A 21,449-nucleotide genomic window follows, 5' to 3' on the forward strand; every position below is an offset into this window, starting at 1 on the left:
TCGTCCGAGCGCGAATTACACGGGGCCTGACGATTTGTCGTTCGTGCCGCTGGAAAAGCGCGTTTGATGTTGACGGCCTCGGTTCGATAGCGAACGGAGGCCGCGCTTTCGCAGCCGCGAGCTACACTAGACCGAAGCGCCTGCTTTAAATACCGGAACGCGCCTGCGCTTAGGGCGCGCTCGACGCACGTCGCCGCCTTGTTTGCGCTTCATTACCGATCGTCCCCAAGCCATGAATACTGCCTACCGCAAACGCCTTCCCGGCACCGAGCTCGATTTCTTCGACGCGCGCGCCGCCGTCGACGCAATCCAGCCCGGCGCCTACGACAAGCTGCCGTACACCTCGCGCGTGCTCGCGGAAAATCTCGTGCGACGCTGCGATCCGGTGACGCTCGTCGCGTCGTTGAAACAGATTATCGAGCGCAAACGCGAGCTGGATTTTCCGTGGTTTCCCGCGCGCGTCGTGTGTCACGACATTCTCGGCCAGACCGCGCTCGTCGATCTCGCAGGTTTGCGCGACGCGATTGCCGCGCAGGGCGGCGACCCGGCGCTCGTCAATCCGGTAGTGCCGACGCAGCTCGTCGTCGATCATTCGCTTGCGGTGGAATGCGGCGGTTTCGATCCCGATGCGTTCGCGAAGAATCGCGCTATCGAAGATCGCCGCAATGAAGACCGCTTCCATTTCATCGACTGGACGAAGCGCGCGTTCAGGAATGTCGACGTGATTCCGCCGGGCAACGGCATCCTGCATCAGATCAACCTCGAACGCATGAGCCCCGTCGTGCAGGTCCAAGACGGCGTGGCGTTTCCCGATACGCTCGTCGGCACCGACTCGCATACGCCGATGGTCGACGCGCTCGGCGTGATCGCCATCGGCGTGGGCGGACTCGAAGCGGAAAGCGTGATGCTCGGCCGCGCGTCGTATATGCGGCTGCCGGATATCGTCGGCGTGGAGTTGACGGGCAAGCCCGGCGAAGGCATCACCGCAACCGACGTCGTACTGTCGCTCACCGAGTTCCTCCGCAAAGAGAAAGTGGTCGGCGCGTACCTGGAATTTTTCGGCGAAGGCACGACGAAGCTCACGCTCGGCGACCGCGCGACCATCGCCAACATGGCGCCCGAATTCGGCGCGACGGCCGCGATGTTTTATATCGACGAACAGACCATCAAGTATCTGAAGCTGACGGGCCGCGACGACGAACTCGTGACGCTCGTCGAAACGTATGCGAAGCAAACCGGCTTGTGGGCCGATAGCCTCGAGCATGCCGGGTATGAACGCGTGCTCACGTTCGATCTGTCCACGGTCGTGCGCACGCTCGCCGGGCCGTCGAATCCGCATCGGCGCTTGCCGGTCTCCGAGCTGGCCGCGCGCGGCATCAGCGGCAAAGTTGAAAACGAGCCGGGCCTGATGCCGGACGGCGCGGTGATCATCGCGGCCATCACGAGTTGCACGAACACCAACAATCCGCGCAACATGATTGCCGCCGGTCTACTCGCGCGCAACGCGAACCGGCGCGGATTGACTCGCAAGCCGTGGGCGAAGACATCGCTCGCGCCGGGCTCGAAAGCCGTCACGCTGTATCTGGAAGAAGCCGGCTTGCTGCCCGAACTCGAGCAGCTCGGTTTTGGCGTGGTCGCGTATGCGTGCACGTCGTGCAACGGCATGTCGGGCGCGCTCGATCCGGTCATTCAGAAGGAGATCGTGGAGCGCGATCTTTACGCGACTGCCGTGCTGTCGGGCAACCGCAATTTCGACGGACGCATTCATCCCTTTGCGAAGCAGGCGTTTCTCGCGTCGCCGCCGCTGGTGGTCGCGTATGCGATTGCGGGCACGATTCGCTTCGACATCGAAAAGGACGTGCTCGGTGTCGATGCCGAAGGCAATGCGGTGACGTTGAAGGACATCTGGCCGTCGGACGAAGAGATCGACGCTATCGTCGCTTCGAGCGTGAAGCCCGAGCAGTTCCGCAAAGTGTATGAGCCGATGTTCGCGGTTTCCGTCGACACTGGAGATAAAGCCGACCCGCTCTACGACTGGCGCCCGACGAGCACGTATATTCGCCGTCCGCCGTATTGGGAAGGCGCATTGGCAGGCGAGCGCACGTTAAAGGCCATGCGTGCGCTTGCCGTGCTCGGCGATAACATCACGACGGATCACCTGTCGCCGTCGAACGCGATTTTGCCGGATAGCGCAGCGGGCGAATACCTCACGAAAATGGGCTTGCCCGAAGAGGATTTCAATTCGTACGCGACGCATCGCGGCGATCACCTGACCGCGCAGCGCGCGACGTTTGCGAACCCGACCTTGAAGAACGAGATGGTCGTGGTGGACGGCAAGGTGAAGGCCGGTTCTCTCGCGCGCATCGAGCCCGAGGGCAAGATCACGCGCATGTGGGAAGCCATCGAAACATACATGGAGCGCAAGCAGCCGCTCATCGTGATCGCGGGCGCGGATTACGGTCAGGGTTCGTCGCGCGATTGGGCAGCGAAAGGCGTGCGCCTCGCTGGCGCGGAAGCGATCGTTGCCGAAGGCTTCGAGCGCATTCACCGCACGAACCTGGTCGGCATGGGCGTGTTGCCGCTCGAGTTCAAGCCAGGCGTGAACCGCATCACGCTCGCGATTGACGGCACCGAGACCTTCGACGTGGTCGGCGAACGCAAGCCGCGCGCGGACCTGACGCTGGTGATTCATCGCAGGAGCGGCGAGCGCGTCGAGGTGCCGGTGACGTGCCGGCTCGATACCGCTGAAGAGGTTTCCATCTACGAGGCCGGCGGCGTGTTGCAGCGCTTTGCGCAGGACTTTCTGGAGTCGTCGCGAGCGGCGGCTTGATCACGATTTCGTTTCAGGACACTTTCATGGCGCATCAACCGCAAATCAGGATTCCGGCCACGTACATGCGTGGCGGCACGAGCAAGGGCGTGTTTTTTCGCTTGCAGGATTTGCCCGACGCGGCGCAAATGCCCGGCGCCGCGCGCGACGCGCTGCTGCTGCGCGTGATCGGCAGTCCCGATCCGTATGGCAAGCAGATTGACGGCATGGGCGGCGCGACGTCGAGCACGAGCAAGACCGTGATCGTCGGCAAAAGCAGCAGGCCCGATCATGACGTGGATTACCTGTTCGGCCAGGTGTCGATCGACAAGCCGTTTGTCGACTGGAGCGGCAACTGCGGCAATCTGTCGGCGGCGGTCGGACCGTTCGCGATCAGCGCGGGCCTGGTCGACGCGAGCCGCATTCCGCGCGATGGCGTGGCGACCGTACGCATCTGGCAGGCGAACATCGGCAAGACGATCATTGCGCATGTGCCGATGACGGGCGGCGCGGTGCAGGAAACCGGCGACTTCGAACTCGACGGCGTGACGTTTCCGGCTGCGGAAGTGCAGCTCGAATTCATGGACCCGGCCGCGGAAGAAGACGGCGCGGGCGGCTCGATGTTCCCGACGGGCAATCTCGTCGACGACCTGGAAGTGCCGGGCGTCGGCACGCTGAAGGCGACGATGATCAACGCCGGCATTCCGACCATTTTCGTGAATGCCGAAGCGATCGGCTACAAGGGCACGGAGTTGCAGGACGCCATCAATAGCGATGAAAAAGCGCTGGCCATGTTTGAGACGATTCGCGCTCATGGCGCGCTGCGTATGGGACTCGTTAAGAATCTGGACGAAATCGCGACGCGGCAGCACACGCCGAAAATCGCGTTCGTCGCGCGGCCGGCTGATTACGTGTCGTCGAGCGGCAAGTGGATCAATGCGGGCGATGTCGATTTGCTTGTGCGCGCAATGTCGATGGGCAAGCTGCATCACGCGATGATGGGCACGGCGGCGGTCGCAATCGGCACGGCGGCGGCGATTCCGGGCACATTGGTGAACCTGGCGGCCGGCGGCGGCGAGCGCGAAGCCGTGAGGTTCGGGCATCCGTCGGGCACGCTGCGAGTCGGGGCCGAGGCGGCGCTCGCAGGCGGCGAGTGGGTCGTGAAGAAGGCGGTGATGAGCCGCAGCGCGCGCGTGTTGATGGAAGGTTGGGTGAGGGTGCCCGCGGCTGTTTAGCCGTGCGACGTATCTCGGATTTGTGCGTCGATGGACGATCGCGGCTGCCAGGCTAAACGAAATAATTCGGGTGACGAAACATCGTCGTATTTAGCTTGCCTGGTTGTACTTTCACGGCTCGGTACTCGCTATAATCAACAGCCCGTTGAAGAACAACCGATGACCAGGTTTGACCGCCTGCGATCGTAACCGCATCGTCCAGCAGCAGGATGCGGGCGACCCACTGATGTCTTAGAGAGATCGCACAATGAGTAAGAACAAGAAGCCGCCGCAAGCCGATTCTCGCCCGCCTGTCGATGCTCTCCAGTACGAAAAGCTCGCGTTGTCGGCTTTCCATTTCTGTGACCGGCAGATGAGCAAACTGGATACGCTGGTTGCACTTGCGTCCACGATATGTAGGAATCCTGCCGTCACGGCCGACGAGCGCCACCGTCAGCAGAGCATGCTCGAATTACTCGTCAGTACCGGCGAGCAGTATCGGCAGGAACTCGAGTGCGACCGCGAATTGTTCCAGGTTATCGGACTGGATGCAAAGGGAGTTGCCCGCAAGCGCATCACGGCGAGCCATGCAGCGCGCCTGCTGCAGGAGGCCGCGAACAGCGCGGCCGCCGCGCAGGCGGAGTCGGCAGACGACGCGTTGGCGGACGACATGGAAGCCGGTTCCGGAGCGGGCGCCACCCAGCACTGAGTGGCTCCGTCCTGGCCTGCGAGACTACTTCGCGCCGTGTTTCGCCTGCCAGCGTTGCATGAAGGCGATCTCTTCGTGCTGCGCCTTGATGATGTTCCTGGCAAGGCGCTTCAGTTCGGGGTCCTTGCCGTACTTGAGCTCGACCTGCGCCATGTCGACCGCGCCCTCGTGGTGCGGGACCATGTGCGCGACGAAGTCCTTGTCGGCGTCGCCGGTGTAGGCCGGCGCGCTCATGTTCTTCATCATCTTGTCGTCGGCGGCCTTGAATGCCGGCGTCGAGTCGCCCGAGCCGGCATCGGCCGGTGAGGACATGTCCATGCCGGGCATGGACGCCGTGTGCTGCGCATGAGCAGGCACGGCGGCAACGGCGCATGCGAGGCCGGCGGATACCGATACGCATAGGACACGAAGCGGGCGAAACGCGCGAAATTTGTTCATAGTCGATTCCCGGTTAAAAGCTCTGTCGAGCGAAACATACATGATCAGTTTTTTATCGACGGATGAAAGCCCGCCGCTTCGATCGCCTCGATCAGTTGCGTGGCCGGCAGCGTCGAAGCAATCTTGACGATTTTTGTGGACACGTCGATGTCGACGGCCGCAGCCGGATCGACACCGGTGAGCGCGCGAGCGATCGAGTTGGCGCAACCGCCACACGACATATCTTTTACCGCTAATTCCAGTTCCATTTCGAATCTCCTGAGATAAATCTCAGGGCGATCTTGGACCTTCCCACGGGGGTAAGGTCAAGTCCGTATCCCGGCGTTTTTACTTTATTGCTGACGCCAATGTCCGCGTCCGATTCGGAACGGTCCTACACAAGCTCGCGCGCGGGGCATCGATAATCGACGCAGCTCGCAGCAACGCAGCGTTCGCAGCCCGCGCCCGGGCAACGCCTCCACGGTTCATCAACGCAACCTCATTCTTGCGATCATGCAAAGCCCAACTCCGCTGTCATCTGAAGTCTCGTCTGAAGTCATCTCGCTCTGGTTCAACGAGGCGGAGGAGGCGCGCGTCGCAGGCCGGCTCGATACGGCGCAGGCGCTGCTCGACCGGATCATCATGCACGATTCGACGCACGCCGGGGCTCTTTATGCGCGTGGGCTGGTGGCGCTCGCGTCGGATCAGCTTCCGTTGGCGCAGCGCTGGATCGAGCGCGCGATCGAAGTCGAGCCGCAGCCGCCGTTCTTCGACATGCTGTGCCTCGTCCAGATCAAGCTGCGCATGTTCGCGAGCATCGCACAGACCGCGAAGGCGGGACTTGTCCATCAGCCGGATTCGCTCCCGCTTCTCTACTACCTGGGCGTGGCGCTGCAATTGCAAGGGCGTGCCGACGAGGCCGCGGCTGTGTATCGGCGTTTGATCGAGCTGAAGCCGGACTACGCGCAGGCGCATGCGAACCTCGGCGTCGTCGTCAAAGATCTGGGCTCGTTGAGCGACGCCGAGCGGCATATCAGGCAAGCCATCGCGCTTGATCCCGCGAATCGCGGTGCGCGCGCGAGTCTCAGCCTGGTGCTGCTCGCGGCAGGCCGCTACGAAGAGGCGTGGCCGTACTTCGAGGAGCGCACGGCGAATTTCGTCGATGCTCGCGGGCAGCCCGCGTCGCAGGCGCCGCAACTGCCGTTGCCGCAATGGAAGGGCGAGCGCCCCGACGTGGTGGGCGGCGCGCATGGTCTCAACGCGAGCGGCGCGCGTCTGCTGGTGTTGCCCGAGCAGGGCCACGGCGACAGCCTGCAATTCGTGCGTTATCTGCCGCTCGCGCTCGAACGCTTTGCCCAGGTGGGCTATATCTGTCCGCCGTCGTTGCGGCGGCTTTACGAAGAGTCGTTGTGCGCCCGCTGGCCAGGTCTCGTGATGCTCGACGACGTCATGCCGGACATCAGCCAATGGGGCTGGCAATGTCCGTTGATGTCGCTGCCGCTCGCGTTCGGCACGCGCCTCGACAACATTCCAGCCGACGCGTATCTGTACGCGGACCCGCAGCGCTCCGCGACCTGGCGCGCGAGACTCGACGCGTTGCCGCAACAAGGGCTGCCGCGCGTCGGCGTCGTGTGGGCGGGCGGTCACTCGGGGCTTACCGAAGACCGCGCACGCAGTCTGAGCTCGGCGCAAATGGCGCCATTGTTCGCGTCGTCGCCGCTTCGCTGGATCAGCCTGCAAAAGACCGACGACCTCGCGAAGCGTCCGAGCGCCGCCACGAAACCGTACTTGACCGACTGGATGGATGAAGTCGCGGACTTCGCGGACACCGCGGCGATTATCGACAACCTCGATCTAGTCATTTCCGTCGATACGTCGGTCGCGCATCTCGCCGCTGCGATGGGCAAGCCGGTCTGGCTGCTCAATCGCTTCGCCGGTTGCTGGCGCTGGCTGCGCGATCGCGAAGACAGTCCGTGGTATCCGGGCGTGCGCATCTTCACGCAGCCGGAGCGGGACAATTGGACGGACGTCATCGCGCGTATCCCGGAGGAACTGAAGCGTCGTTATGAACTGGGCAAGACGTACGGCTCTTTTGTGCGCTAGTGGGGTGGCATCGCTCGTTCGCGTTGGCCCAGTAGAACAAGCATAAACGCACAGTTCGCGATGCCGCGCTCGCCGACATGCAAAACCTGCTTGCGATATTCTTTGGCGAAGCAGGGCGCGCGTCGAGCGCCTGACAAAACCTACAGGAGCCGCCACATGAAAGCCGTCAAGATTGGTTCACCCGCCAGCGTCGATAGTCTCCAGGTGGTCGACATCGACGATCCTGGACAGCCCGGCGCGGGCCAGCTTCGGGTTCGCATTTACGCGAGCTCGTTGAACTTCCATGACTATGGCGTCGTCAGCGGCGTGCTGCCCGCCGAGGCCGGGCGCATTCCGATGGCGGACGGCGCGGGCGTCGTCGAGGCGGTCGGCGCAGGCGTCGACGGATTCAAGGCCGGCGATCACGTGGTGTCGTGTTTCTTCCCGTTCTGGGAGAACGGCCCGCCCGCCATCGGCGACTTCACGACCACACCGGGCGACGGCGTCGACGGCTATGCGCGTGAAGTCGTCGTGCTGCCGAGCCAGTATTTCACGCATGCGCCGCAGGGTTATAGCCATGCCGAATCCGCGACGCTGACCACCGCGGGGCTCACCGCGTGGCGGGCGCTCGTGGTCGACGGTCAGCTGAAGGCGGGCGCCACGGTGCTCGTGCTCGGCACCGGCGGCGTGTCGATCTTCGGCTTGCAGCTTGCGAGAGCCATGGGCGCGTCGGTTATCGCGACGTCTTCATCGGATGCGAAGCTCGAGAAGCTGCGCGCGCTCGGCGCCGATCATACGATCAACTACCGCGACAATCCCGAATGGGGCAAGGAAGTGCGCTCGCTGACCGGCGGACGAGGCGTCGATCATGTAATCGAAGTGGGCGGTCCCGGCACGTTGCCGCAGTCGATCACGGCTTGCCGGATCGGCGGGCATATTGCGCTGATCGGCGTGCTGACGGGCCGCGCCGGCCCCGTGCCGACCGCGGCGCTGATGGCGCGGCAACAGCGGCTGCAAGGCTTGATCGTCGGCAGCCGGCAGGACCAGCGCGATATGATCCGCGCGCTCGAAGTGACGGGCATCAAGCCGGTGATCGACAGCACGTTCGAACTCGCGCAACTCGCGGATGCGTTCAGGCACGAGGCGTCGGGTGCTCACTTCGGGAAGATCTGCGTGTCGATTTGAGCGCGGCGCGGTGCACGGCCCGCCAGGTTTAGCCGCGCTGCGCGAGATCGGCAAACGTGATGCGAGTGGCCGCGCAAGCGTCGGTGAACGCGTCGTCATAGCTCGAGAAAAACACCGTGCGAGTTTGCGCGAGTGTCGTGAAGAGATCGACCAGCACGGCGCGCGCGGCGGCGTCGAGTCCACCTACGGGCTCGTCGGCGATCAGCACGCTGGTTTCGCCGAGCATCGCCGAGGTCAGAAAGAACTTCTTGCGCGTGCCGAACGACATCTGTTCGAAGCGCTTGTCCATATGCGGCGTGAGCCCGAAACAATCGGCGAGCGTCAGCGTGGCGTCGCTGACGCTCGCGTTGCGCGCCGCGGCCACGCGCTGCAAGTACTCACGGCCGGTCGGGTCGGGCGACGGCATGCAATCCTCCGGCACGTACGTCAAAAGCGACCTGGCGGCGACGGGCGCGGCGTTCACCGAATGGCCGCCGATCCAGACATCGCCGGAATCGGCTGCAAGCGCGCCGGCGAGAATCGCGAGCAAGGTGGATTTGCCGCTTCCCGACTCGTCGTTGAGCGCGACGCAACCGGCGGCGGAGTCGTGACGCAATCCCGCGAAAACGATGCGGTCGTTATAGCGCTTGCTGAGGTTTTCGAATCGAAGCATAAGTTGTGGCGTGTTGAATGTCCGTGCCGCGCAAGGCGATGTCGTCGTCTGCGGGATCAAGCATGAAGAATGGCGAAGCCTAACAAAAAAATGCGCGCGGTCCAGAAACGAATAATCAGGAACAATTGACCGATTACCGCTCGACAGCGCATGACAAAAAATAGGGCGGGTGGAAAATGATAGGTCTACAGAATACACGGCCTTTTTTACGCTGCTAAACTGTGCGCCGGAGCAGTTTTCTACCGCATCTCATGCGCGGCTTGCGCCCTATATTCCGCCTTCATCAAACGGCGGGATAGGCGGTAGAAACAGGCCTTTTCTGCGATTTGGAAGAAGCAGCCGCACGGCATACTGGCTCGTACGCGACTGGTTAAAAGGGATGCATGGTTGGGCATCCTCTCTTCCGGGCAGGCGTGGCGTCGCGAAAGCCGATTCCTCTCCCAACCGCTCATCCTCTGATTTGACATGTATTAGGGCTCGCTCGGGCCTGTTTTTGGAAGTGACTCATGAAGCCGGGAAAGAACTCGCTTGAGAAAAGACGTGCGCGCAAAATCACCGTGGCGGCTGTGGCCGCGCTCATTGCATTCGTGCTCGCATTCAGTTTGTGGCATTACCAGCAGCGCTCGGCGCAGGTCGCGCCCGCGCTAACCGGCGTCGCGAGTCAGATGCGGCACGATACGTCCGCGTGGACGCGCGAGGAGAAAGACGCGTCGCAAATGCTGCGCGACATTCATGACGCGAACGTTGCGGCGATCGGCGTGAGTCCGAGTGCGATTCTCGTGTCGAAGCGCGACGGTTCGAAGTACTTCGTGACCGACCACAACGCGACGTTCTCGCATGCGCTGCTGCTTGGCGAACCTAAAACCGGCGACGCCGCTTCCTATCAGCTCGTGTGGTTGCCCGACGCAGACATTCGCACGGGCGGCTCGCGCTGGCTTCAGGTGTTCGACCAGACGCGCGACGTAATCAGCCTGCTTCTGCCGCTGCTGCTGATCGGCGGCATGGTGTGGTTCATGCGCCGCGAAATGCGCGGCGGCGCGTCGCTGTTGACGAAAGCGCCCACGCTGCGCTTCGACGACGTGATCGGCGCGAACGAAGCGAAGGCGGCGCTCGCGGACATCCGCGGTTATCTGTCGAGCCCGAAGCAATTCACGTCGATGGGCGTGCGCGCGCCCTGCGGCATTCTGATGGTGGGCGGCCCGGGCGTCGGCAAGACGCGGCTTGCGCAGGCGCTGGCCGGCGAATGCGGCGCGAACTTCATCTCGATCACCGGCAGCTATTTCAGCGCGAAGTATTACGGCGTCGGCATCCAGAAGGTCAAGCACCTGTTCGAAATGGCGCGCAAGAATGCGCCGACGGTGATCTTCATCGACGAAGCCGACGGCCTCGCGAAGCGCACCGACACAGGCGGCGGCCCTGTCGAAGCCGAGAGCAACCGCATCATCAATCAGCTGCTCGCGGAAATGGACGGTTTCGCTTCGAACGAAGGCGTGATCATCGTCGCGGCCACGAACCATCCCGACAATCTCGACGAGGCATTGCGCCGGCCGGGCCGTTTCGATCGCACGGTGCAGGTTCGCCTGCCGGATCGCGAAGATCGCGCGAAGATTTTCCGCTTCTATGCGGAGAAGCTGAAATCGAAAGCGGCGGACATCGACTACGATCAGCTCGCGCGTCTGACCACGGGTCTGTCACCCGCGACCGTCGCGATGGTCGTGAACCAGGCGGGGCTCGTCGCGCGCAAGGCCGGCGAGACGGAAATCGCGGCCAAGCATTTCATCGAGGCGATCAAGATTGCGCGTATCGGCGACGTGAGCGGCGCCGAGCGCGCGCTGACCGAAGACGAACGCACGCGCATCGCCGTGCACGAAGCGGGGCATGGTCTCGTGGCCGCGCTGCTCGGCACAGGCGTACTCGAAGAAGTCACGATTTTGCCGCGTGGCGGCGCGCTCGGCGTGGCGCTGATCACCAAGGCGCAGGACAAGCATCTGTACCGTGAGACCGAGATCCGCAACGAGATCAAGGTGCTGCTCGGCGGGCGCAACGCGGAAATTCTAGCGTTCTCCGAAGCGTCGAGCGGAGCGGCTTCAGATTTGCAGGAGGCTTCGCGCATCGGCCTCGACATGGTGTCCAAGTTCGGCTTTAACAGCGACGGCAATCTGTTCAGCCTCGCCGCGTTGCCTTCGCAATACGCGGGTCTTCAGATGAAGAGCGCGATCGAGCAGGCGAACGTGCTGCTGAAGGAATTGAACGAGCAGTGCTATGGCCTGCTGCATGCGTACGAGCCGGTGCTGCGCGCTATCGCCGACGAACTTCTCGAGCACGAAACGGTGCCTGGCGAGACGGTGTATCGGCTGATCAGGGAGCATAAAAGCACGCTGAAGATCGTGCACGAGCAGGAGCCTGAGCCCGAAGCCGCGTAAAAGGCGGATAAGCCGACGCCACCGCCCTATGCGAAGTCGGATGGCCCCGGCGGCGGAACGCCCGGAGGCGTCTCCGTTTCGCCCAAAGGGTCGCGCTTCGCTTCGTCGTCATCCGATGGCGGCGTTTCGCCTTTCTCGGGCAGCGGCTGATCAAGCCCCGGTTCGACCGGCGTCGGGATTGCATCGCCGATAGGCTTTGAGACCTCGGTGGGTGGACCGCCGGGGTCTTTTGTTTCGTCTGGCTTCTGGTCGTGCTCGTTCGGGCTATCGGGCTGAGTGGCCACGGCGCATCTCCAGTTGATTGCAGTCATGACAGGCATGCAGCAAGGCGTGTGCCGCCGGGTCGACTTCAAGCAACCTCAAGCGACCTCCGAAGCCGCATCATCGTCTGTCAACACGCGCGCGCCGCGCTTATCGTGCTGCGGCGCTACAGACTTCGCGTTATCCACCGAAACCCGCCGCGTCTTCAGTCGAAGAATCGGCTCCTCGATCAGCCGCCATGACAGCAGCGCGAGCCCGAGCGAGATGCCGAACGACGCCGCAATTCCCAGCGTATGCGCCCACAACGGCACCGCACCGCCGAACAACGCCTGCGCACGATGGTTGCGGGTCAGGTCGGGAATCAGGTTGTGATAGAGATAGAAGCCGTAGCTGATACGCCCCAGCCCCGCGAGCCAGCGCGCTTCCAGCAGACCCACGACGACCGCATTGCGGCAGCATGCAATCGAACACACGAGCGCCGCGATGCATACCCCGTACACGGCATTGACGACGGTGAACAGCAGCGGATCGTGCAACTCGCTCCACACCGGCTCGCTCGCGCAAAAGCCCACGAGACAAACGCTCAACGCAAACAGCGTGGCGCCGTGGCCGAGCCACGCACGCACACCGGTTGCGTCGCCGGCGACCATCAGGCCGCCCATTCCGCCGAGCGCCAATAGCCAGAAGTTGCTCAACGGATGCGTGTAGATCGTGATCTCCTGCCAATGCCCGGCGCGCATCGCGAAGAGCGCAACGAGTCCCGTCGCCGCGATCATCACACACGCGACGAAATGGCGGCGCGCGGCAAGCAGCAACAGCAGCGGCGCGACGACGAGATAGAACTGCTCCTCGATCGCGAGACTCCACAAATGCGAGTAGCGCCCTGGCCAGTAATGCAACACTGAGCCGATCCAGAAGTTCGACAGATAAGCGAAATGAAACGGCATGCCGCTCGCCAGTTCCGGACTCGCGATGCCGAAGAGCATCAGCACGCACATCACGGTCAGCATCAGGTAATAAATCGGGAAGATGCGCAACGTGCGGCGAAACAGAAAACGCTTCAGCTCCACGACGAACCCGCTGCCGTTTTCTTCGATGCGAAGCCGTTGTGCCGAGAGAATGCCGATAATCAGAAAGCCGCTCAGCGCAAAGAAGATCCATACGCCGAGATGGCCTATTTCGCCGATGTCGCCGAATAGCCGGTGCTGAAGAAAGACCATCAGGACTGCAATGGCGCGCAGTCCGTCGAAGCCGGCGATTCTTTTGTTCATGTGAGTGTCTTCCAATGCGAAGGCGGTGCGCGTGCGCGAACCGTTCAGGTCGGTAATGGAAGGACCGGTGCCGCGTGAATGACCGGGCACGTCTGTCCGGTCCACATGAGTGGCCGCCGTGCGGAGCATCGTTCGAGCGGGACGCGCGAACTCCGACGGTCGTGCATGAAACCATCCTACGATGAAAAAAAGCGAAAAAAATCGCACACCGCAATGCGCGGATTTTTTTCGGCGGCAATTACCGGTGCATTCGCAAATAGCTGTGAAAGCCGCAAAACTTGCCGCGCATCGAATGCGCTTTCCATCGCGAATTCTGAATTGCGTGAATCGCCGTAATCGCGCCCATCGCCTGAATCACAATTACCGCTTGCCGACAGCGCGATTTCAGATTGCCACTGCGCCACTGCAAACAGGAGGCTGCCTGTCAGCGTGCATGAACTCATCGCACGACGCCGCCCCAAACGTTATATCGTGCTGTGTTGCTGGATAACCTTGCTGCGAGAACCGAATGGACATTCGCCGCGGACGCTCCGTCGAAGTCGACTTCTTTCGCGGGGTCGTGCTGATCGTCATCGTGCTCGATCACATGCCGGGCAGCACGCTTTCGCATTTGATGCTGCATGCGTACGCGTTGTGCGATTCGGCGGAAGTGTTCGTGTTCCTCGGCGGCTATGCGTCGGCGGCGGCCTATACGGCGGTGCTCGCCACGCGCGGCGAGAAGGCCGCTAATCTGCGCTTCGTGCTGCGTTGCTGGGAAATCTACCGCGCCTATCTGTTGACGGCGCTGCTCACGCTGCTTTCGGGCGCGGTGCTCGCGTTCCTCAATCTGAATCACGCGATGATCGACCTTACCGGCTGGTCGCCTTTCGCCGCGAGGCCGCTGCATCAGGCGTTGGAAATCGCGGTGTTGCGCCGGCAGCCGTACCTGTCGAGCGTGCTGCCGATGTACGTCTTTTACGCGCTGCTGGTGCCGGCCATGGTGCCGCTGGCCATGCGCTCGCGCGTGGCGGCGCTGGCCCTGAGCGCCGCCGTATGGTGGCTCGCGCGGCCGCTTGCTTCGCTTCTAAGCATTGACGACATCGCCGACTGGGCTTTTAATCCGTTTGCGTGGCAACTGATGTTCGTGCTCGGCATCGTGTGCCGGCTCGCGCCGGTCAGCGAGCGCTTTCATGCAGGCAAGGCCGCTCGCTGGTTGACGTGGGCGGCCGTCGCCGCCGTGCTCGCGTTTGCCGCGGTTAAACTTTTCGTGCTGACGCAGCCTTTGCCCGGCACCTTTAAACAGAATCTTTCCGTGGACCGCGTGATCAATTTCATCGTCATAGCATGGCTTGCCGCGCGGCTCGTGCGCTTGGGCAGCATCGCGCGGCTTGCCCAGCGCCTGCCTGCTGTCGTTACCGTGGGGCGCACGGGGCTCGTGTGTTTTGTCGGCGGCACGCTCGTGTCGCTGATCGTCGATACGGCGACGCCTCACATGTTTCATGGCTTTCGCGGCGTGCTGATCGGGCTGGCCGGCGATGTCGTCGCGATCGGCGCACTGCTGATTCTTGCGCGCGGCTGGCACGGATGGAAAGGGCAGCAGCTGCGCGCGGCAGCGAGCGGGGCGCGTTGAGGATGAGGGCGCGCTCGCGCCGCACGGCTGTTCCGCGAGCTTCGCGGCTACGCGCATTAGCAATCTCGGTCGCAATCGCGGCCACGCTTGCCGGCGTGCTGCCCGGACCCGGCTCGCGTACGGTGCTCGCCGCGCAAAAGGAGGCGCCGCTTTCGATGCGTTGCGCCGAATTCGCGGGCGCCGTCTTGCCTCCGGAACTCATCGCATTGCCGACTGCGGGCGCGCAGATCGAGAGCGCGTCGATGGTCGGCGCGACCGCGCCGGGCAATCAGCAGGGCGGCGAATACTGCCGCATCACGGGGCGCATCAAGGCGGCAAAGCCGACCACGCCCGACATCCGCTTCGACCTGAATCTGCCGCGCCACTGGAATGGCCGCGCGCTGCAAGTGGGCGGCGGCGGCTATAACGGCGTGGTGGTGAGCGGCGTCGGCGTGATGCCGTTTTCACCGGATCGCGCGCCGCTTGCGCAAGGCTATGCGACGTTCGGCGACGATTCCGGGCATGTGGGCGATTCGTCGTTGGCGGTGTTCGGTCTCGTCGACGAAGCCGTGACGAACTTCGGCTATGCGCACCTGAAGAAGACACACGACGCCGCGCTTGCGTTGATCGCGCGCGCTTATGGGCGGCCGCCGCAGCGCATGTATTTCGCCGGCGGCTCGACCGGTGGCCGCGAAGGCTACACGGTGATGCAGCGCTTTCCCGACGACTACGACGGCGTGATCGCCAATTCGCCGGCACTCAATTTTTCCGGCGTGCGGCTCATCGGCGTGAAGGTCGGCCAGGCCGAATATGCGACGCCGGGCGGCTTCATCCCGCCGCTGCTGCTGGATCACGTGTATCGACGAACGCTTGCGGTTTGCGACCGGCTCGACGGCGCCGCCGACGGCATCGTGAGCGACGTCGCCGCATGCCGGGAGCATGAGGCGGAGATCGTCGATTCGTTGCGTTGCGCGGGGCACATGCTGCCACGCGACGAATGCGTCACCGAGCCGCAACTCGCTACGTTGATGGTGCTGCGCGATGGCTTGTCGCTGCCGTACAAGCTCGCCTGGAATGTCGGCGGCTATCGCGGTTACAACGTTTTTCAGGGCACGTATTTCGCGGGTTCACTGGGCCTCGGGCACCAGGCCGAACGGCTCGCGACGCCGAGATTCTTCGCCAACGGTTACCTGTTTGCGCAGGGCGACGGCTATGTGCGTTACTTCGTTGCACACGACGCGGACTTCGACTCGCTGAAGTTCGATCCGCAACGTCCCGGCAAATATCGCGCGCAATTGATCGCGCTGTCGCACACCATCGGCGCAATGAACACGGATCTCGCGCGCTACATTGCGCGCGGCGGCAAGCTCATCACGCTGCAAGGTCTCGCGGATGAAGTCATCAGCCCGAATCAGACGATTGCCTACCGTCAGGCGCTCGTCGATCGTTATGGTGTGGACGAGGTCAACCGTTTCATGCGTCTGTACATGGTGCCGGGTTTTCAGCATGGCAGCGGTGCGTTTGTGCCGTCGGTGGATCTGCTTGGCGCGCTCGATAGCTGGGTCACGCGCGGCGCGTCGCCGGAAACGCTGATCGCCACCGACATCGCCGCGGCGACCAATGGACGCTCGCGACCGTTGTGCCGCTATCCGACGTTTCCGCGTTACGCGGGCAAGGGCAATGTGAATCTCGCGAGCAGCTTCGTATGCGCGGAGCCGTAGCAGCGAAGCGCGACTTCTTTACATTGGAGCCGTTGCAAAATCCACCATCGACGCTGGAGCATTGCAAGCGCTCGGATTGCGGGTGAAAAAACAAATGGACGGCGATGCCGTCAAGCGGCGCCGCCGTCCATCTTTCCTCGCGCTCTTAAATCAGGGCCTCGAATTCATACGACTGCCCCGGCCCGAGCGCGAGTCTTCCCTTAACGTGATTACTGCCCGTTCTGCATCGTACCGTTAGTACCGCTCGTGCCGCTGCGGGTACCGTTGCTCATGCTGCCGCTATTCGAACGGTTCGTGGTTGCGCTGTTCGGCGATGCGCCGGTGCCCGTGCCCATGCCGCCGCCGGTGCCGGTCACGCCCGGCGAGCCATAGCCGGAATCGCCGGGGTGCTTCATCGTGCCGGGGCCGACGCCTGGCGCCGCGGTGCCGCCGGCGCCGCCCGTCGTGCCGCCGCCGGCGCCCACGCCGTTACCGCCGCCCGCACCCGTTGCCGCACCACCGCCGCCCATGCCGCCGCTACCGCCGGCACCGGCACCGCCGCCCGCTTGTGCAAAGGCTCCGCCCGAGAGTGCCATTACGAGCGCTGAAGCAAAAATCGTTTTGGTAAAGCGTTTCATGGTTCATCTCCATAGAGTCGATTGATGTCACGCGAGCGCCTTGCACTCACATGAACAAACTGCCGCAAGCACTGTGCCTTGGATGCCGGCGCGACGCGCACGGGCGCAGCAGCACGGCTGAAATCGAGCACGCCGCGTTCCCGGGACGGTGGCGGCGGGAGTCTGCTGGGCGAGCGGGAACGGTGCGGGAGACGACGCGCTTCCCGCGGATATCGTTATGGAAACCGAACTATCTTGCGCTGCAGCGAAATGGCTCGGCGATGCGTTCGGCGGTACGCGACTTCCCGTAGACTTCGATCCGTTGCGCTGCAGGCTTTCGCAGTTTCCATTACATTGCGGGTGCGGCCGCGCTTGCGCGTCATTTCATCCACTTAAACAACGGTGTCTGCCATCGTCGAATCCATGCAGCCAATCGTCTCAGTCACGAATCTGTCGAAAACCTATGCAAGCGGTTTTCAGGCGCTCAAAAACATCAACCTCGGGATCAACCGCGGAGAAATCTTTGCCCTCCTGGGGCCAAACGGGGCGGGCAAGACCACGCTCATCAGCATCATCTGCGGCATTGTCAACGCGAGCGAAGGCAGCGTGATGGTGGACGGCCGCGATATCGCCGCCGACTATCGCGGCGCGCGCTCGCTGATCGGCCTCGTGCCGCAGGAACTCACCACCGATTCGTTCGAAACCGTCTGGGCGACCGTCTCATTCAGCCGCGGCCTGTTCGGCAAGCCGAAGAATCCCGCGCATATCGAGAAGGTGCTGCGCGATCTGTCGCTGTGGGAAAAGCGCAATAGCAAGATCATTACGCTGTCGGGCGGCATGAAGCGGCGCGTGCTGATCGCGAAGGCGCTGTCGCACGAACCTCGCGTGCTGTTCCTCGACGAACCCACGGCCGGTGTCGACGTCGAATTGCGCCGCGATATGTGGAAGCTCGTGCGTTCGCTCGCGGCAAGCGGCGTGACGATCATCCTGACCACGCACTACATCGACGAAGCGGAGGAAATGGCGGACCGCATCGGCGTGATCAACGGCGGGGAGATCATGCTCGTCGAAGAGAAGACCGAACTCATGCGCAAGCTCGGCAAGAAGCAATTGACGCTGCAACTGGAGAGCCCGCTCGACGCACTGCCGCCCGCGCTCGCCGGCTACGGGCTCGATGTCGCCAAAGGCGGCAACGAACTGATCTACACGTATGAAGGCGACGGCGGCCGCACGGACATCATCGCGCTGCTCAAGGCGCTCGACGACGCCAGCATCCGTTTCAAGGACCTGCACACCACGCAGAGTTCGCTTGAAGACATCTTCGTGAGCCTGCTTCGAGGTAATCAATGAACATCTACGCCATTCGCGCGATCTACAAGTTCGAGATGGCGCGCACCTGGCGCACGCTGATGCAAAGCATCATCGCGCCGGTGATTTCCACGTCGCTTTACTTTGTCGTGTTCGGCGCGGCCATCGGCTCGCGTATCAAGGAAGTGGACGGCATCAGCTACGGCGCGTTCATCGTGCCGGGGTTGATCATGTTGTCGCTGCTGTCGCAAAGTATTTCGAACGCGTCGTTCGGCATTTACTTTCCGCGCTTTACCGGCACCATCTACGAGTTGTTGTCCGCGCCCGTGTCGTATCTCGAGATCGTCGTGAGTTATGTGGGCGCGGCGGCCACCAAGTCGATCCTGCTCGGGCTCATCATTCTCGCCACCGCGGGCCTGTTCGTGCCGCTGCAAGTGCAGCATCCGTTCTGGATGATCCTGTTTCTCGTGCTGACCGCGGTCACGTTCAGTCTGCTCGGGTTCATCATCGGCATCTGGGCGGATAGCTTCGAGAAACTGCAACTCGTGCCGCTGCTGATCATCACGCCGCTGACGTTCCTCGGCGGGAGCTTCTATGCGGTGAACATGCTGCCGCCGTTCTGGAAGATCGTGACGCTGTTCAATCCGATCGTCTATCTGGTGAGCGGATTCCGCTGGAGCTTCTACGGTCTCGCGGATGTCAACGTCGAAATAAGCCTCGCCATGACGGCGCTCTTTCTGGCGGTGTTTCTTGCGATCGTCGCGTGGATCTTCAAGACGGGTTACCGGTTGAAGAGCTAGGCGCAAAGCCCGCGCATTAAAAAAACGGCGTGGCGGCGGGAAGCCGCCACGCCGTTTTCGTGGCCTGCCTGCACTACGGGCGTGCTCCGTGCGTACTCCGCGTACTACCCGCGTCTACGACACGTAGGCCTTCGCGACGTTGATCAGTTGCACGCGATTGCGCACATTGAACAACTGCCGCAAGCGGCGCAGATGGTAGTCCACATTGTGCGGCGACAGCCCGAGGAAATACGCGATTTCCTTGTCGCGCTGCCCCTGAACCACCGCCTTCAGCACTGCGTGCTGCAACTCGCTCAACGTCACGCGATGCTGCTGCGCGGGCGTCATGCCGATCACGCTCTTCGCGTGCGTCCAGATGAACTCATGAATCGTGTGCGCGAACATCAGCGTTTCGGCCACGATCGATTCGGTCATCCAGCGCGGATTGGCGATCTCCGAGTTAAAGCACAGGCTCGCGCTCAGTTCCGGCTCGGGCAGCGGCATCTGCGTGAGAATGCCGCTCTTGCGCCCGGTTGCCTCCAGCATGTCGATCAGCCCGCCGAGCCGCTCGCTGCGCATTTGCGCACGCGGCAGATCGGCGCGCATGTCGACTGTGTTCCAGAGGAACGGCATGCCGGTCGGCGATGCGAGCGCCACGCGCGGATCGAGCTCGAAATAACGCTCGCGGAAATAGCGCGTGAGCCAGCTTTGCGACTCGTAGCTCGTCAGCACGAACATGGTCTTGCGATGCGCCGACGTGCGCGTGGCCGTATAGCTGAACGAGTTGAAGCCCAGTTGCCTGATGCGCTGCCGCACGAATTCGATGCGGTCCTGCGCACTGCCGAAACGCACCAGCGGACTGATGACCGGCGCGCGCCGCGCGGCCGGCGCGGGCGTGCCGATCTCTTCCTCGGTGAACAGCGTGAGGAAGCCTGCGGGCGCCGCGCCTGTTGCCGCGCGGCCAGATACGATCGATGCTTCAGCCGCGTGGGCTGACTTCGCGGCCTGCCGCGTACCGGCCGGGTAGGCCGGTTGTGCGGTGACCGCTGGGTTGTATGCTGCCGACGCATGGCCGGCTTCGCCCTGCGGCGAACCGGTCAGCCAATGCGGCAGCGTATCGCATTCGTGTTCCATGAAACGGTAGCTCCGGCGTTCGAAACGCGTGAAAGACGACAACCTGAATGATTAGCTATTTCCAAAAATTACGGTAGCCGGTTCCTTGCTATCATTTTTGCGATCTTGCGCTGACAGCCGACCGGCCACGCGGGTTTGACGGGTTTCTCTCTTTTGCATACGGCACCTCCTTGGGAATGGACGTGAAGACACGAATTCCAAAGCTGACAACGACGCTTGCCTACGACCGCTACATGGCGGGCCAGAAACTGGTGTCGAGCGTGGATCGCCCGTGGCGGCATCTGGTGTTGCGCTCCTATCTCGAGCCGGACGAGCAGGAACTGCTGGAAGCGCCCGGCCTGCAGGACCTCACGCTGATGACGCTGGCAAGCGGCGCCGAGCATCTCGAGCGCAATCTGAACGGGCGCTGGGAAAGCGCCGAACTGCGAGTGGGCGAACTCTGGTATGTGCCGCCCGCGCCGATTTCCTGGCGCTGGCGTTCGATCAGCGATGAGCCGCTGTCGACCGTCCATTTACATATCGAGCGCAGCCTGATCGACAGCGTCGCAGATCAGATGGAACTCGGCGGGTCGTGCCGCGAACTGTCGCTCGGCGACGCGATGCGGTTTCACGATCCGCTGGTTGCCGCGATGCTTTCTGCATTGCATCGCGCCGCCAGTGATCCGGCCGACTCGCGCCTGTATGTCGATGCGCTGGTTCACGCGCTCGCCGCGCATCTTCTTCAACATTATTCGCGCGGCCGGGAAGCGGGCACGGCGCGCTTCGAGCAACCCGAACGGCTGGTGCCGCGCCGCATCCGGCGTGTAACCGATTACATCCGGGCGAATCTCAGTGCCGACCTGACCATCGGCGAACTTGCCGCGCAGGCCGGTTTAAGCAGCTTCCACTTTGCTCGCGTGTTCCGCCGCGAAACCGGCGAAACGCCGCATCAATACGTGACGCGCTTGCGGCTCGAGGAAGCGGCCAGGCTCTTGCGTTCGACCGATCAGACCGTGCAGCAGATCTCAATTGCGGTTGGTTACGAGAATGCCAGTCATTTCTCCGTGCAGTTCAAGCGTGATTACGGCGTGACGCCGCTGGCTTACCGGTTGCGCGGCTGACGTGCGGACCGTGCGGCAGCCAACGCTTGCGCCGGTAAGCGATCAGCAACGGACAAGCAGCCGACCAGCAAAACGGCCAGTTCAGCCTCAGACAGGTTATTGGGCAAGGGCCGGCAACACTAGGCAACAGCGGCAACAGCCGGTGATGGACGGCGTCCGCTGCGCTCGCCGCTGCGAGCGGTGCCCTCCGATGCATGGCG

General features: G+C 62.9%; 19 protein-coding genes. 11 read left to right on the forward strand and 8 right to left on the reverse strand.

Annotation, left to right across the window (positions count from 1 at the left end; translation table 11 throughout):
* Positions 1-232: 232 nt before the first annotated feature.
* The 3 genes from acnD (at position 233) to P0D87_RS30055 (ending at position 4,732) form a co-directional block, all read left to right on the forward strand.
* Positions 233-2,830, forward strand: a complete 2,598-nt coding sequence (gene acnD, locus P0D87_RS30045; protein WP_006049139.1) for a Fe/S-dependent 2-methylisocitrate dehydratase AcnD — start codon at positions 233-235, stop codon at positions 2,828-2,830.
* 26 nt (positions 2,831-2,856) lie between these two features.
* Positions 2,857-4,044 (forward strand): 2-methylaconitate cis-trans isomerase PrpF, encoded by a 1,188-nt coding sequence (gene prpF, locus P0D87_RS30050; RefSeq protein WP_053860768.1) that lies wholly within the window; start codon positions 2,857-2,859, stop codon positions 4,042-4,044.
* A 247-nt stretch (positions 4,045-4,291) separates the two neighbouring features.
* A complete protein-coding gene (locus P0D87_RS30055) occupies positions 4,292-4,732 on the forward strand; it encodes a hypothetical protein (RefSeq protein WP_053859579.1) in 441 nt (146 codons plus the stop codon).
* Positions 4,733-4,756: 24 nt separating this feature from the next.
* On the opposite strand, the gene copM is transcribed toward P0D87_RS30055, so the two are convergent.
* A complete protein-coding gene (gene copM, locus P0D87_RS30060) occupies positions 4,757-5,170 on the reverse strand; it encodes a CopM family metallochaperone (RefSeq protein WP_053859578.1) in 414 nt (137 codons plus the stop codon).
* A 44-nt stretch (positions 5,171-5,214) separates the two neighbouring features.
* Entirely contained in the window at positions 5,215-5,412 is a 198-nt protein-coding gene (locus P0D87_RS30065; RefSeq protein WP_053860767.1) for a heavy-metal-associated domain-containing protein, read from the reverse strand.
* Positions 5,413-5,662: 250 nt separating this feature from the next.
* On the opposite strand from P0D87_RS30065, the gene P0D87_RS30070 reads away from it, so the two are divergent.
* Together P0D87_RS30070 and P0D87_RS30075 are read left to right on the forward strand one after the other, a co-directional pair.
* Positions 5,663-7,252: a tetratricopeptide repeat-containing glycosyltransferase family protein gene (locus tag P0D87_RS30070; RefSeq protein WP_053859577.1), complete on the forward strand. Its 1,590-nt coding sequence runs from the start codon at positions 5,663-5,665 to the stop codon at positions 7,250-7,252.
* A gap of 156 nt (positions 7,253-7,408) precedes the next feature.
* Positions 7,409-8,416 (forward strand): zinc-dependent alcohol dehydrogenase family protein, encoded by a 1,008-nt coding sequence (locus P0D87_RS30075; RefSeq protein WP_053859576.1) that lies wholly within the window; start codon positions 7,409-7,411, stop codon positions 8,414-8,416.
* Between the two features lie 28 nt (positions 8,417-8,444).
* Here P0D87_RS30075 and P0D87_RS30080 read toward each other — a convergent pair whose 3' ends face one another.
* The gene (locus P0D87_RS30080) at positions 8,445-9,068 is read right to left on the reverse strand and encodes an ABC transporter ATP-binding protein (protein WP_053859575.1); all 624 of its coding nucleotides are present in this window, start codon (positions 9,066-9,068) and stop codon (positions 8,445-8,447) included.
* A 506-nt stretch (positions 9,069-9,574) separates the two neighbouring features.
* Here P0D87_RS30080 and P0D87_RS30085 point away from each other — a divergent pair.
* Complete coding sequence (locus tag P0D87_RS30085) at positions 9,575-11,491, forward strand: AAA family ATPase (protein ID WP_006049148.1); 1,917 nt, start codon at positions 9,575-9,577, stop codon at positions 11,489-11,491.
* Between the two features lie 26 nt (positions 11,492-11,517).
* Here the strand turns inward: P0D87_RS30085 and P0D87_RS30090 are convergent, their stop codons facing one another.
* The 3 genes from P0D87_RS30090 to P0D87_RS30100 all read right to left on the reverse strand — a co-directional run bounded on the left by P0D87_RS30090 (position 11,518) and on the right by P0D87_RS30100 (position 13,466).
* Positions 11,518-11,775, reverse strand: coding sequence for a hypothetical protein (locus P0D87_RS30090; protein ID WP_029966536.1), 258 nt, complete (start codon positions 11,773-11,775; stop codon positions 11,518-11,520).
* A 75-nt stretch (positions 11,776-11,850) separates the two neighbouring features.
* Complete coding sequence (locus P0D87_RS30095) at positions 11,851-13,023, reverse strand: acyltransferase family protein (protein WP_053860766.1); 1,173 nt, start codon at positions 13,021-13,023, stop codon at positions 11,851-11,853.
* A 176-nt stretch (positions 13,024-13,199) separates the two neighbouring features.
* Positions 13,200-13,466 (reverse strand): hypothetical protein, encoded by a 267-nt coding sequence (locus tag P0D87_RS30100; RefSeq protein WP_029966532.1) that lies wholly within the window; start codon positions 13,464-13,466, stop codon positions 13,200-13,202.
* Positions 13,467-13,531: 65 nt separating this feature from the next.
* Between P0D87_RS30100 and P0D87_RS30105 the strand changes: the two genes are divergently transcribed.
* Positions 13,532-14,632, forward strand: coding sequence for an OpgC domain-containing protein (locus tag P0D87_RS30105; RefSeq protein WP_053859574.1), 1,101 nt, complete (start codon positions 13,532-13,534; stop codon positions 14,630-14,632).
* 2 nt (positions 14,633-14,634) lie between these two features.
* Positions 14,635-16,332, forward strand: a complete 1,698-nt coding sequence (locus P0D87_RS30110; RefSeq protein WP_082367117.1) for a tannase/feruloyl esterase family alpha/beta hydrolase — start codon at positions 14,635-14,637, stop codon at positions 16,330-16,332.
* 209 nt (positions 16,333-16,541) lie between these two features.
* Here P0D87_RS30110 and P0D87_RS30115 read toward each other — a convergent pair whose 3' ends face one another.
* Positions 16,542-16,949, reverse strand: coding sequence for a hypothetical protein (locus tag P0D87_RS30115; protein ID WP_053859573.1), 408 nt, complete (start codon positions 16,947-16,949; stop codon positions 16,542-16,544).
* A gap of 402 nt (positions 16,950-17,351) precedes the next feature.
* On the opposite strand from P0D87_RS30115, the gene P0D87_RS30120 reads away from it, so the two are divergent.
* Both P0D87_RS30120 and P0D87_RS30125 read left to right on the forward strand, forming a co-directional pair.
* Positions 17,352-18,278 (forward strand): ABC transporter ATP-binding protein, encoded by a 927-nt coding sequence (locus P0D87_RS30120; RefSeq protein WP_006049154.1) that lies wholly within the window; start codon positions 17,352-17,354, stop codon positions 18,276-18,278.
* Positions 18,275-19,036: an ABC transporter permease gene (locus P0D87_RS30125; RefSeq protein WP_006049155.1), complete on the forward strand. Its 762-nt coding sequence runs from the start codon at positions 18,275-18,277 to the stop codon at positions 19,034-19,036. The genes P0D87_RS30120 and P0D87_RS30125 overlap by 4 nt, the downstream gene beginning before the upstream one ends.
* A 114-nt stretch (positions 19,037-19,150) precedes the next feature.
* Here the strand turns inward: P0D87_RS30125 and P0D87_RS30130 are convergent, their stop codons facing one another.
* Positions 19,151-20,149, reverse strand: a complete 999-nt coding sequence (locus tag P0D87_RS30130) for a helix-turn-helix transcriptional regulator (RefSeq protein WP_006049156.1) — start codon at positions 20,147-20,149, stop codon at positions 19,151-19,153.
* Between the two features lie 176 nt (positions 20,150-20,325).
* On the opposite strand from P0D87_RS30130, the gene P0D87_RS30135 reads away from it, so the two are divergent.
* Positions 20,326-21,249 (forward strand): AraC family transcriptional regulator, encoded by a 924-nt coding sequence (locus P0D87_RS30135; RefSeq protein WP_006049157.1) that lies wholly within the window; start codon positions 20,326-20,328, stop codon positions 21,247-21,249.
* The last annotated feature ends 200 nt before the right edge of the window (positions 21,250-21,449 follow it).

This window comes from Paraburkholderia sp. RL17-368-BIF-A, assembly GCF_046054045.1.
GTDB classification, from domain to species: domain Bacteria; phylum Pseudomonadota; class Gammaproteobacteria; order Burkholderiales; family Burkholderiaceae; genus Paraburkholderia; species Paraburkholderia graminis.